Here is a 12199-nt window from a genome sequence, read left to right on the forward strand (position 1 = left end):
CGTCGTGACCATCAGGCCAGTACTCCTCGCCAAAATACAGGGGATGGGGCACGGCGATCTTCGTCCGGGAGTCACCGCCGACTGCGGGGGCTCAGCCCACCCTGCGGGTCCCTGCGGAATCGTCTGCCGACAGGTGCGATGTGCGGGCGTTATCGAGCCACGATAATGCCGGTCACAGGACCGCGCCAGCAATGGACCGCAGGATTCAATCAGGATTTACCTGTCCGGTGAACCGAATTGCTCTACCCGTCGGGCGAATACGGCTGCCGACCGAATGTGCCATCATGAGCGTGGTTCGCCACTCTCCAGCGATCCGGTTCACGTCGACCGAAAATGTGGAGAGTCGCCATGTCTATCAACGCATTTCCCGCCGCCCCGCCGGTAACGCCGATCCTCGACTACGAGCCGCCGGCGTTCGGCGGATCGCCGTCGTTGCCGCCGATGGTGTCGCGGGAGCCCGCTCCCCGCCCGCCCGCCCGACAACGTCCGCGCCCGGTGGGCCCCGATAGTCGGGCCGCAGCCCTCTTCGCCGACGCTGCGCTACGCCGCGTGCTCGAGGTCATCGACCGGCGGCGACCGCTGGCACAGTTACGGCCCCTGTTGGCGGCCGGGCTGGTCGACTCGCTGTTGACCGGCGCGGGTCACGGCGACGGAGTGGCACGCCTGCGCCGGGTTCATGCGCAGCTCACGCACCCGGACGGTCGCATCGCCGAGGTGGCGGCGCACTACACGCGCGGGGACCGGGTGCACGCCATGGCGTGCCGCATCGAGCAGATCACCACCGCGACCGGCCCGCGCTGGCAGGTGGTGGCGCTGCACCTGGGGTAGCGGCGTTGTGGCGGACGCCGGTCAGCGCCGACGGAGCACCTTGCTGCGTTCCTTGGTCTGCTGGCGGGCCGTCTCACGACGCACCCTGCGGCTCGGCTTGGCCGAATCCGGGGCGTCGTGACGCTGCACCTCGGCGTCGCCGTCCTCGGACGGACCCACATAGGTCAACTGGCGGGACTCCTCCTCGCCGAGACCGCGGGCCCGCAAGCCCTCCGGCATGGCCTGCGCCGCGACCGCCGGAGCCTGGGGGGCACCCTCGACCTGGACGTTGAACAGGAAGCCGACCGACTCCTCTTTGATGGCGTCGAGCATGCCCATGAACATGTCGTAGCCCTCGCGCTGGTACTCCACCACCGGGTCGCGCTGCGCCATGGCCCGCAGGCCGATGCCTTCCTTGAGGTAGTCCATCTCGTACAGATGCTCGCGCCACTTGCGGTCGAGCACGTTGAGCAGGACGTTGCGCTCCAGTTGCCGCATGGCGCCCGGTCCGGCGACGGCGTCGATATCGGCTTCACGCTTGGCGTAAGCCTTCTCGGCGTCGGCGACGAGAGCGTCGAGCAGTTCCTCGCGGGTCAGGTCGCCGGCTTCGCCGACCTCCTCGGTATGCACCAGATCGTGGTGGTCGATGCCCACCGGGTAGAGGGTGCGCAGTGCGCCCCAGAGCTGTTCGAGGTCCCAGTCCTCGGCGTAACCTTCGGCGGTGGCGCCATTGACGTAGGCGGCGATGACGTCGACCAGCATGTCGTGCGACTGCAGCTTCATGTCCTCACCGTCGAGGATGCGGCGGCGCTCGGCGTAGATGACCTTGCGCTGCTGGTTCATCACCTCGTCGTACTTGAGCACGTTCTTACGGATCTCGAAGTTCTGCTGCTCGACCTGGGTCTGCGCGCTCTTGATCGCGCGGGTGACCATCTTGGCCTCGATCGGAACGTCGTCCGGCAGGTTGAGGCGGGTCAGCAGCGCCTCCAGGGTGGCGCCGTTGAATCGCCTCATGAGCTCGTCGCCGAGCGACAGGTAGAACCGGGACTCGCCCGGGTCGCCCTGGCGACCGGAGCGGCCACGCAGCTGGTTGTCGATGCGGCGCGACTCGTGACGCTCGGTGCCCAGCACGTAGAGGCCGCCGACCTCACGCACATGCTCGGCTTCCTCGGCGGCCTGCGCCTGGACGACCGGCAGTTCCTCGTGCCAGGCGGCCTCGTACTCGTCGGGAGTCTCGACCGGGTCCAGGCCGCGCTCGCGCAGCCGAAGATCGAGGATGAAGTCGACGTTGCCGCCCAGCACGACGTCGGTACCGCGACCGGCCATGTTCGTGGCCACCGTGATCGACCCGCGTCGCCCGGCCTCGGCGACGATGCCGGCCTCCTGCTCGTGGTACTTGGCGTTGAGGACGCTGTGCGGGATGTTCCGCTTCTGCAGCATCCGGGACAGGTACTCGGAGCGCTCGACGCTGGTAGTGCCGATGAGGACCGGCTGGCCCTTCTCGTAGCGCTCGGCGATGTCGTCGGTGACCGCGATGAACTTGGCCTCTTCGGTCTTGTAGATGAGGTCCGTCTGGTCCTTGCGGACCATGTCCCGGTTTGTCGGGATGGGCACCACACCGAGTTTGTAGATCTCGTGCAGCTCGGCGGCCTCGGTCTCGGCGGTGCCGGTCATGCCGGCCAGCTTGTCGTAGAGGCGGAAGTAGTTCTGCAGCGTGATGGTGGCCAGAGTCTGGTTTTCGGCCTTGATCTCGACCTTTTCCTTGGCCTCGATGGCCTGGTGCATACCGTCGTTGTAGCGGCGGCCCATCAGCACGCGGCCGGTGAACTCGTCGACGATGAGCACCTCACCGTCGCGGACGATGTAGTCCTTGTCGCGCTGGAAGAGCTCCTTGGCCTTGAGGCAGTTGTTGAGGTAGCTGACCAGCGGCGAGTTGGCCGCCTCGTAGAGGTTGTCGATGCCGAGCTGATCCTCGACGAATTCCACCCCGATCTCGTGCACACCGACGGTGCGCTTACGAATGTCGACCTCGTAGTGGACGTCCTTCTCCATCATCGGGGCCAGCCGGGCGAACTCGCTGTACCAGTGCAACGCGCCGTCGGCCGGGCCGGAGATGATCAGCGGGGTGCGGGCCTCGTCGATGAGGATCGAGTCGACCTCATCGACGATGGCGAAGTTGTGCTCGCGCTGGACCAGGTCGTCGAGCGAATGTGCCATGTTGTCGCGCAGGTAGTCGAAGCCGAACTCGTTGTTGGTGCCATAGGTGATGTCGGCCGCGTAGGCCGCCCGGCGCTCATCGGAGTTCAGGCCGGACAGGATGACCCCGACGTCCAGGCCGAGGAAGCGATGCACGCGGCCCATCCACTCGCTGTCGCGTCTGGCCAGGTAGTCGTTGACGGTGACGACGTGCACGCCTTTGCCGCTCAGCGCGTTGAGGTAGGCGGGCAGCACGCAGGTCAGCGTCTTGCCTTCGCCGGTCTTCATCTCGGCGACGTTGCCGAAGTGCAGCGCCGCACCGCCCATCACCTGAACGTCGAAGTGACGTTGACCCAACACCCGCCAGGCCGCCTCGCGGGCCACCGCGAACGCCTCGGGCAGCAGATCGTCGAGCATTTCGCCGCCCTGGACACGCGTGCGGAATTCGTCGGTCTTAGCCCGCAACTGGGCGTCCGTCAGCTTCTCGATGTCGTCGGACAGCGTATTGACGTAGTCAGCGACCCCACGCAGACGCTTGACCATGCGACCTTCACCGAGGCGCAGCAACTTAGACAGCACAGTGATATTTCCCCTGCGGATTGGAGGCGTAAGCGAACTCCATCCTAGGTGACGCGCTGATGTGTCCTGATCAGGTCGGCGTGCAGGCGAGCCGGGCCGATTCGGCCCGCCTTGAGCGGGCCGAATCAGACCAGTCGACTCAGGTCAGCCTGGATCAGGCCAGCCGGATCAGGCCAGCCGGATCAGGCCAGCCGGATCAGGCCAGCCGGATCAGGCCGTAGTCGTAGGCGTGCCGCCGGTAGACCACGGAGGGCCGGTCGGTCTCCTTGTCGTGGAACAGGAAGAAGTCGTGCCCCACCAGTTCCATCTCGTAGAGGGCATCGTCGACGGTCATCGGCTTGGCCGGATGCTCCTTGACCCGGACGATGTGGCCGGGCTCGTGCTCGTCGACCTTCACCTGCTCGGATGGGCTGGACCCGTTCGGTTTGAAGGCGTCGTCTAGGTCGAGAGGCGCGGCTACGGCCGCGGCCTGATGCAGCGAGACGGGAGTCTTGTCGCCGTAGTGCACCTTGCGGCGGTCCTTCCCGCGGCGCACCCGGCTCTCGAGTTTGTGGACCGCGGCCTCGAAGGCGCCGTAGAAGCTGTCCGCGCAACCCTCACCGCGCACCACCGGTCCGCGGCCGTGCGCGGTAATCTCGACGTGCTGACAGTTCTTGCGTTGACGCCGGTTCTTCTCGTGCTCAAGCTCCACATCGAATCGCTGGATCGCGGAGTCGATCCGCTCGACGCGGGCGAGCTTCTGCCCTACGTAGACGCGGTAGTGGTCGGGAATCTCGACGTTGCGGCCCGTCACTTGAACGTGGGCGTTGGGGGTCGCCGAAGCGTCCTGATCCTGGGAGGAGGGTTGACCGGGCTTCACGGATTGGGTTGACATGCTTGACAACTCATTTCTTCTACGGGAGAGCACGCGGGGCTCGCGCGCCGGGCGATACGAGTAGCTGCGCCGGACGGCGGGGAACAGACCGTCACCCTCCGACGCCAGAGGCCGAAGACATCACCTCCTGTTCACGGGAGAGTTACCGACGACGGTAGTCGCAGTCGGCGAGGTGTTGCCACTCTTTCGGGCTCGCGTGTTCAGGTCTTTGGTCCCTTGTTACCGAACTGCCATCAGGCGTGGGCCAGGGTCAGGACGGCAGTCACTTGCGAACCGGCGGCCCGCAGGACGCGGACCGCCTCGCGGGCGGTGGCGCCGGTGGTGACGATGTCGTCGACGAGCAAAATCTCCCCCGCCGGGGCAGCGCCGGTGAGGCGGACCCGGCCGGCGATATTGCGCTCCCGCGCGGTGGTGCCCAGCCCCACCGAGTCGCGGGCACGGCCCACGGTGCGCAGGGCGTGCACCACCCTGATGGCGGGATTGGCCCCGGTGGCGGTGTCGGCGACGCGGGCCACCGGGTCACCGCCGCGGCGGCGGGCCGCACCACGACGGGTGGGAGCGGGCACGACGGTCAGCGGAGTTGCGACGATGCCCCAGACCGACAGGCGGTGGATGCCGAGCGCCAGGGCGCGGGACAGTGGGGCGACGAGATCGCGCCGCCCGTGTTCCTTGACCGCGACGATGGCATGGCGCCGCGGGCCGGCGTAGCGGCCCAGGGCGAACACCGGCACCCCGGGATCGACGCGTGGAGTGACCAGATGCGGCTCGTCGGAATGCACCTGCAGTGCCGTCGCGCAGGCGTCGCACCATCGGGTGGAGGGCGCTCCGCAGCCGCCACATTCCAGGGGGAAGATCAGGTCAAGCATGGGCGCCACGATGTTGGAGCCCGGCGGTTCGGCGTCTTAAGGGACAAAGTCAGCCCCCACCAGAACACCCAGTTGAACGCCCACACCCGCACCCCGTCAGCGAGATTAACCAGCGCATTGCGGGCTTCGGCCAGCGCAGCGACCAGAGCACTCGCGGTCCGGTCATACGACCGCCCCATCGCCTCGCCGACCGGATCGTCGCCGCACATCCCGGCGCAGTCAGCCAGCGCGCCACTGAGCGTGGACACCGTCAGGCCGACGGTGCCGCCGATGTCGGCCAGTCGCACCCCTGCTCCGTCGAGCACACTCGGGTCCACCGAAAGTCTCGGCATACCAAACCGTTACGACCAGTTGGACCGGTTGGCGTCCATGACACCGGTGTAGTTGCCGTGCGCGTGTCCCCCGGCAGTGTGCAGCTTGCCCAGCGCCTCCTGCATCTGGGCCGCGCCATGCGTCCACAGTCGATGCGCCTCGGCGTGCCCCTGGGCGGCCTCGCCGGTCCAGGTGATGTGCAGGGCCCGCACTGTCGACTCGATCTCCTCGAGCAGGCTGGCCGCGGTGCGCTGGAAATCGTGCATCTCATCAACCACATCGGCCAGCGTGCCCGGATCGACGGAGAATCGCTCAGCCATCGCCGACCATCCGGAGGGCCTGCGCCGCGGCCTCTTCGTTCGAATCGAAAGCCCGGGCGGCCTCGCCCAGCAGCTTGGCCATGATCGACAACGCCCGTTCGACCTCGTCCGCCCCGCGATGCCACTGCTGCCAAGCGTCCCCGTAGGCCCCACCGGACAGCCCTTGCCACCGCGTCACCATGTCGGTGACGGAGCCGTCCAGCGACTTCAGCCGGCTCAGCAGATGATCGGCCGCCCCTGACAACGACTCACATATCGCCGACAGCACCGCGGGTTCGACCCGAAGCTCCCCCATGCTCACCGAGCAAACGTTAGCGATTTGCTGGCGAGTCAGCAATTCACCCCGGTAGGGGCACGGCAACCGTCAGCCGGGCATCACCGGCACCGCGCCGGGTGCCATGAACGGCCGCAGCTCCGACCAGGTCTGACCATTGGCGGCGTCCGCGGCGAGTAACTGCAGCACTCCGCGGGCGTCGGCGACATAGACCGCCGAGGGGTTGGCGGCCACCGCGGCCACCGGCATCACCAAGTTGTTGCTGGGGCCGTCGGAGTTAACACCGTCGAGGTTGACATAGGAGACCGGGTGCGCCGGGTCGTCGCGGGTCACCACCATGTCGTCGCCGGTGCGCCAGGACAACGACACCGCCGAGTCGCCAAGGCCGTATCCGATCCGGCGCGGGTAGGTCAGGGCGAATTCGCCACCCGGGGTCTGCTCCACGCCGGCGAGCACCACTCGACCTTCGATCACCATGGCCACCCGGGTGCCGTCCCGCGACAACTGAAGTTCGGTAATCGTGCCGGGGAACCGCGACGTCACCGCCGCGGAGTCCACCGGGATGCGGGCGGGCTGGCCGGAGGCCTCCTCGCGGATCACCCGGACCACGCTGTTGCCGTCCACCACCACCCACACTGCGTCGTCGAGTGCCCACGACGGCCGGGACAGCGTGCGGCCGTCGGTGGCGCGCACCGCCTGCCCGCCATTGGGTCCTATCCACAGTGACGCGCCGCCGTCCGGCGGCCCGGCGACCGACGCGATGTCACGGCCGGACCGGGAGAACGTCGCGGCACGCTGATCGGTCATCGCCCCGAACGAACCGGGCAGCTTCACCGAACGCTGGCCGTCCAAGGCCATGACGGATCCGCCCATCAACGCGTGCACACCCGCCGACGCGCCGTCCACGGCACCCGGATCGGTGGCCGCGACGTCAGTGGTCTTCCACCCGTCGACGAACCGGTCGTCCAGCGGCGCTCCGTCGACGTTGATCAGATACGGGCCGGTCACATCCGAGCGCGCCAGGGTCCAGATGATCTGCGCGGCAAGGAGAAGCCGGGTGGCCGGATCGGTGGTGGTCAGATTCTCCAAGTCGATGCGCGCCCCACCGTAGCCCCGGCCCACCCCGGTCTTGCCGCCGTCCGCGCGGGTGACCGGACCGCGCAACTTCAGCGGCGGACCGAGCAGGTTGCGCACCGCTTTGGCCATCTCCGGCCGCGGCCCGGCGAGGAGCTTGTTGACCAGTTCGGTGGCCACCAGGTCAGGGTCGGACACCGCGACGTAGCGCGGATCCGGTACGACGGTAGTACCGGTGGGGTCGACGAAATAGAGCGTGTAGCGCTTGTAGGCGGCCTGAAACTTCTGCCAGTCCAGGAAGACGCCGTTGGGCAACCGGTTGATCCGCCAGCCGTTGGGAGTCTGCAGCAGTTCGATGGGTCCGGGGTCGGGCAGCTTGCCGTCGCTGGTCTCGAAGACGCCGGTGTCGGAGATCGACCCGAGCATGTCTGCCTGCATCGTCACCGAAACCTTTTCCGCCGAACGGGTTTCGGTGAACACCACCTTGTCGATGAGCAGGGCGCTGCCCTGGTCGTCCCAGTCCTTGGAGGCCGATTCGGTGAGGAACTGACGCGCCGCGATGTGGCGGTTGGCCGGATCGGCGGTGGCTTTGAGGAATTCGCGCAACAACTGGTCGGGGCTCATGGCCGGATTGGGCTCGGGCAGTTGCTGCGGCGCCGGCATCTCGACGGTCCCGATCGCCTGCGGAGCCGACGAATCCGGCACCCCCGCGCATCCGGGTATCAGCGCCACAGCCCCGGCCAGCACCGGGGCCAGCGCCCGGGTCACCAACGTGCGGGTCACACGCGCTCCCCCGCGGCTTCACGCTGCCGAAGCCGTTCAGCGGCAGCAGGTTTGAGCGGCAGCGGGCTGGTGGTCACCTTGTGTCCGCGGACCAGCGGCAGAGTCAGCCGGAAGCAGGCGCCGTTACCCGGCTCACCCCAAGCCTCCAGCCGGCCCTGGTGCAGCCGGGCGTCTTCGATGCTGATCGCCAGTCCCAGCCCGGTTCCGCCGGACCGGCGCACCCGGGACGGATCGGAGCGCCAAAACCGGCTGAACACCAGCTTCTCTTCACCGGGCCGCAGACCCACCCCGAAGTCGCGGACCGTGACCGCGACGGTGTCCTCGTCGGCGCCCATCCTGATCTGCACCGGCCGGTGCTCGGCGTGATCGATGGCGTTGGCGATCAAATTACGCAGGATCCGCTCCACCCGGCGGGGGTCGACTTCGGCGATGACCGGCTCGTCGGGCATCTCGACCTGCAGCTCGATGGCGGCATCCCGGGCGAGGTGGCCCACTTTGCCCAACGCGCTGTTGACCGTCGAACGCAGATCGACGGCCTCCACCGACAGCTCGGCCACACCGGCGTCGTGGCGGGAAATCTCCAACAGATCGTTGAGCAGCGTCTCGAACCGGTCCAGCTCGCCGACCAGAAGTTCGGTGGACCGGCGCAGCGCGGGATCGAGTTCCTCGCTGTTCTCGTAGATCAGATCGGCGGCCATCCGCACCGTGGTCAGCGGGGTGCGCAACTCGTGGCTGACGTCGGAGGTGAACCGGCGTTGCAGGTTGCCGAACTCCTCCAGTGTGGTGATCTGCCGTTGCAGGCTCTCGGCCATGTCGTTGAACGACACCGCCAGCCGGGCCATGTCGTCCTCACCGCGCACCGGCATCCGCTCGGAGAGATGCCCCTCGGCGAAGCGCTCGGCGATACGGGAGGCCGACCGTACCGGGAGCACCACCTGACGGGAGACCAGCAGCGCGATGCCGGCCAGCAGCAGCAATAGCACCAGTCCGCCGGTGGCCATGGTGCCGCGCACCAGGGTGATGGTGTTCTCCTCGCTGGTCAGCGGGAAGATCAGGTAGAGCTCCAGATTGCTGACCCGCGAGGGAACGGGCGAGCCGACCAACAGGGCGGGACCGGAGAATCCCTCGGTGCGCACTCCTGCGTACTGGTAGCTGACCTGTCCGGCCTTGACGAAATCCCGCAGCGATCGGGGAATCTGGTCCACCGGGCCGGCGAAGGTGGCCTCACGCGGGCCGTCACCGGGGACCATCAGCACCGCGTCGAAGGTGCCGGCCAGACCGGCGTCGGAGGCCTGACCCGGTTTGGAGATCAGGGTGTTTCGGGCCAGCTGGAGGCTGGAGTCCAGCGAGCGGGCTTCCTCACCACTGACGATGCCGCTGACGGTGTTCCGGGCCCGGTTGACCTCTTCGGTGGCTGCGCGGACCTTTACGTCGAGCACCCGGTTGGTGATCTGGCTGGTAAGCACGAAGCCGAGCACGAGGATCACCACCGCTGAAAGCCCGAGGGTGAGAACCACCACCCGCAACTGCAGGGACCGGCGCCAGATGTGGCCCAATGCCCGCCGCACGGCACTGGTGCCCCGGACAACCGGTCCGGAGCGGGTGCGCCTTCGGGAGCTGAAGATCATGGGTACTGAGGCTCCTTGCGCGCCGCTCCTCCTCTTCGCTGGCGCTCAGCATCGTCGTGCCGCATGCTACGGCGGTCCGGCTTTGTAACCCACTCCTCGAACAGTCAGCACCACCTGCGGGTTCTCCGGATCCCGCTCGACCTTCGCCCGCAGCCGCTGGACGTGCACGTTCACCAGCCGGGTGTCGGCCGGGTGGCGGTAACCCCAGACCTGCTCGAGCAGCACATCACGAGTAAACACCTGCCGCGGTTTGCGCGCCAACGCCACCAGCAGGTCGAACTCCAAGGGAGTCAACGAGATCTGCTCGCCCTCGCGGGTCACCTTGTGGGCCGGAACATCGATCTCGATGTCGCCGATGGACAGCATCTCGGCGGGTTCGTCCTCGTTGCGCCGCAGCCGGGCGCGCACCCGGGCCACCAGCTCCTTGGGCTTGAAGGGCTTCATGACGTAGTCGTCGGCGCCGGACTCCAGTCCCAGGACCACGTCGACGGTGTCGGTCTTGGCGGTCAGCATGACGATGGGCACACCGGAGTCCGCCCGCAGCACCCGGCAGACGTCGATGCCGTTCATGCCGGGCAGCATGAGGTCAAGGAGCACCAGGTCGGGCCGCAGTTCACGCACCGCCGTCAGCGCCTGGGAGCCGTCGGCGACGACCGCCGTCTCAAAACCTTCGTTGCGCAGGACGATCGTGAGCATCTCGGCCAGCGAGGGGTCGTCATCGATGACCAGGATCCGTTGCCTCATGGCGTCCATGGTGTCACCGAACCGCGACAATTCCCGGCTGCCACACGCCGCGTCTTTACCCGGGCTTTTACCCGGTGCGGGCCAGCAGGTCCGCGGCGAGCCGGTCCGGTCGGACCTCGGCGTCGGCGACCGTCCACCGGCCGTGCCAGTGCCGTTCGGCGAGCCCGCCGTACACCGCCGCGGTGCGCCGCTGCAGACCGTCGTCGCGCTCGTAGGCATCGCGGGGACGGTCGGCCTCCTCGCCCGCCCGGCGCACGGCCCGGTCGGCGGCGAGGTCGACGGAAACGTCCAGCAGAATCTGGTGGTCCGGTACCGGCAGCCCGAGCCGTCCATACTCCAAGTCGCCCACCCAGGTGACCACGTCGCCGGCCGCGTCCTGGTGCAGGCGCGCGGCGCTGTAGGCGGCGTTGGAGGCCACGTAGCGGTCGAGAATGACGACGTCGTGGTCGCGGCACAGCGTGCCGAGTTGGTCCTTGGCGCCGGACCGGTCCAGGGCGAACAGCACGGCCATGGCGTACACCGACTCCGCGAGGTCGCCGTGCCGCCCGTGCAGCGCTTCGCGGGCGAGGTCGGCGGTCACGGACTCGCCGTAGCGCGGGAAGGCCAGCGTGGGGACCGAGCGACCGGCGGCGGCGAAGGCGCGCTGCAGGCCACCGCTGAGTGTGCGTTTGCCGGCGCCGTCGAGACCCTCGATGACAATCAGCACGCCCGGCAGCCTAGATCCGGACTCAGTACCGGTAGTGCTCCGGCTTGTACGGGCCCTCGACGTCCACGCCGATGTACTCGGCCTGGTCCTTGGTCAGCTTGGTCAGCGTCCCGCCGAGCGCCTCGACGTGGATCTTGGCGACCTTCTCGTCGAGATGCTTGGGCAGCCGGTAGACCTCGTTGTCGTACTCGTCGTTCTTGGTCCACACCTCGATCTGGGCGATGACCTGGTTGGAGAAGCTGTTGCTCATCACGAACGACGGGTGACCGGTGGCGTTGCCCAGGTTCAGCAGGCGGCCCTCGGACAGCACGATGATGGAGTGGCCGTCGGGGAAGATCCACTCGTCGACCTGCGGCTTGATGTTGATCCGGCGGATGGCCGGGTCACGCTCGAGGCGCGCCATCTCGATCTCGTTGTCGAAGTGACCGATGTTGCCCAGGATCGACTTGTCCTTCATCGCCCGCATGTGGTCGAGGGTGATGATGTCCTTGTTACCGGTCGAGGTGATGACGATGTCAGCCCAGCCGATGGCCTGCTCGACAGTCTTGACCTCGAAACCGTCCATCAGCGCCTGCAGCGCGTTGATCGGGTCGATCTCGGTGACCGCGACGCGCGCACCCTGAGCCTTGAGCGCCTCGGCGCAGCCCTTGCCGACGTCGCCGTAGCCACAGACGAGGGCGGCCTTGCCGCCGATCAGGACGTCGGTGCCGCGGTTGATGCCGTCGATCAGCGAGTGCCGGGTGCCGTACTTGTTGTCGAACTTGCTCTTGGTGACCGAGTCGTTGACGTTGATGGCCGGGAAGGACAGCTCACCGGCAGCGGCGAACTGGTATAGCCGCAGCACCCCGGTGGTGGTCTCCTCGGTGACGCCCTTGACGGATTCGGCGATCCGGGTCCACTTGTGCGGATCGGCCTGGAGGCTCTGGCGCAGCAGGTCAAGGAAAACCTTGTACTCGTCGGAGTGGTCGTCCTCGTCGGGCGGAACCACACCGGCCTTCTCGAACTGAGCGCCGCGCAGCACCAGCATGGTGGCGTC

Annotated in this window: 12 protein-coding genes; 1 reads left to right on the forward strand and 11 read right to left on the reverse strand. The window is 67.6% G+C overall.

The genetic code is table 11. The annotated features are described in order from the left end of the window. Positions 1–348 precede the first annotated feature (348 nt). Positions 349–828, forward strand: coding sequence for an Rv3235 family protein (locus tag ADBZ6I_RS11740; RefSeq protein ID WP_526383986.1), 480 nt, complete (start codon positions 349–351; stop codon positions 826–828). A 21-nt stretch (positions 829–849) separates the two neighbouring features. Here ADBZ6I_RS11740 and secA read toward each other — a convergent pair whose 3' ends face one another. The 11 genes from secA to ADBZ6I_RS11795 form a co-directional block, all read right to left on the reverse strand. Next, on the reverse strand, positions 850–3582 hold the full coding sequence (gene secA / locus ADBZ6I_RS11745) for a preprotein translocase subunit SecA (RefSeq protein WP_526383988.1): 2733 nt from the start codon (positions 3580–3582) through the stop codon (positions 850–852). Positions 3583–3778: 196 nt separating this feature from the next. Further along, positions 3779–4456, reverse strand: a complete 678-nt coding sequence (hpf, locus tag ADBZ6I_RS11750) for a ribosome hibernation-promoting factor, HPF/YfiA family (protein ID WP_526383990.1) — start codon at positions 4454–4456, stop codon at positions 3779–3781. A gap of 233 nt (positions 4457–4689) precedes the next feature. Next, positions 4690–5322, reverse strand: a complete 633-nt coding sequence (locus ADBZ6I_RS11755; RefSeq protein WP_526383992.1) for a ComF family protein — start codon at positions 5320–5322, stop codon at positions 4690–4692. Next, positions 5310–5654: a hypothetical protein gene (locus ADBZ6I_RS11760; protein ID WP_526383994.1), complete on the reverse strand. Its 345-nt coding sequence runs from the start codon at positions 5652–5654 to the stop codon at positions 5310–5312. The genes ADBZ6I_RS11755 and ADBZ6I_RS11760 overlap by 13 nt, the downstream gene beginning before the upstream one ends. A 9-nt stretch (positions 5655–5663) precedes the next feature. Further along, positions 5664–5954 carry a WXG100 family type VII secretion target gene (locus ADBZ6I_RS11765; protein ID WP_526383996.1) on the reverse strand — a complete coding sequence of 97 codons (291 nt, stop codon included), beginning with the start codon at positions 5952–5954 and terminating at the stop codon, positions 5664–5666. Continuing rightward, complete coding sequence (locus ADBZ6I_RS11770) at positions 5947–6249, reverse strand: WXG100 family type VII secretion target (RefSeq protein ID WP_526384006.1); 303 nt, start codon at positions 6247–6249, stop codon at positions 5947–5949. The genes ADBZ6I_RS11765 and ADBZ6I_RS11770 overlap by 8 nt, the downstream gene beginning before the upstream one ends. Positions 6250–6318: 69 nt before the next feature. Further along, positions 6319–8070 carry an MtrAB system accessory lipoprotein LpqB gene (gene lpqB, locus ADBZ6I_RS11775; RefSeq protein WP_526384008.1) on the reverse strand — a complete coding sequence of 584 codons (1752 nt, stop codon included), beginning with the start codon at positions 8068–8070 and terminating at the stop codon, positions 6319–6321. An 11-nt stretch (positions 8071–8081) separates the two neighbouring features. Then, positions 8082–9713, reverse strand: a complete 1632-nt coding sequence (mtrB, locus tag ADBZ6I_RS11780) for an MtrAB system histidine kinase MtrB (protein ID WP_526383998.1) — start codon at positions 9711–9713, stop codon at positions 8082–8084. Between the two features lie 66 nt (positions 9714–9779). Next, positions 9780–10466, reverse strand: a complete 687-nt coding sequence (gene mtrA, locus ADBZ6I_RS11785; protein WP_526384000.1) for an MtrAB system response regulator MtrA — start codon at positions 10464–10466, stop codon at positions 9780–9782. 58 nt (positions 10467–10524) lie between these two features. Next, positions 10525–11163: a dTMP kinase gene (locus ADBZ6I_RS11790; RefSeq protein ID WP_526384002.1), complete on the reverse strand. Its 639-nt coding sequence runs from the start codon at positions 11161–11163 to the stop codon at positions 10525–10527. A gap of 22 nt (positions 11164–11185) precedes the next feature. Then, positions 11186–12199 (reverse strand): adenosylhomocysteinase (locus ADBZ6I_RS11795; RefSeq protein WP_526384004.1); only part of this gene is annotated, 1014 nt, incomplete at its 5' end.

Origin of the sequence: Mycobacterium sp., assembly GCF_044342925.1 — a bacterium.
GTDB lineage: Bacteria > Actinomycetota > Actinomycetes > Mycobacteriales > Mycobacteriaceae > Mycobacterium.

Excerpts from the sequence above, each read along its gene's own strand:
- ADBZ6I_RS11740 (WP_526383986.1), top strand. The coding sequence starts at position 349 with ATGTCTATCAACGCATTTCCCGCCGCCCCGCCGGTAACGCCGATCCTC.
- hpf (WP_526383990.1), bottom strand. The coding sequence starts at position 4,456 with ATGTCAACCCAATCCGTGAAGCCCGGTCAACCCTCCTCCCAGGATCAG.
- ADBZ6I_RS11755 (WP_526383992.1), bottom strand. The coding sequence starts at position 5,322 with ATGCTTGACCTGATCTTCCCCCTGGAATGTGGCGGCTGCGGAGCGCCC.
- ADBZ6I_RS11760 (WP_526383994.1), bottom strand. The coding sequence starts at position 5,654 with ATGCCGAGACTTTCGGTGGACCCGAGTGTGCTCGACGGAGCAGGGGTG.
- ADBZ6I_RS11765 (WP_526383996.1), bottom strand. The coding sequence starts at position 5,954 with ATGGCTGAGCGATTCTCCGTCGATCCGGGCACGCTGGCCGATGTGGTT.
- ADBZ6I_RS11770 (WP_526384006.1), bottom strand. The coding sequence starts at position 6,249 with ATGGGGGAGCTTCGGGTCGAACCCGCGGTGCTGTCGGCGATATGTGAG.
- mtrB (WP_526383998.1), bottom strand. The coding sequence starts at position 9,713 with ATGATCTTCAGCTCCCGAAGGCGCACCCGCTCCGGACCGGTTGTCCGG.
- mtrA (WP_526384000.1), bottom strand. The coding sequence starts at position 10,466 with ATGGACGCCATGAGGCAACGGATCCTGGTCATCGATGACGACCCCTCG.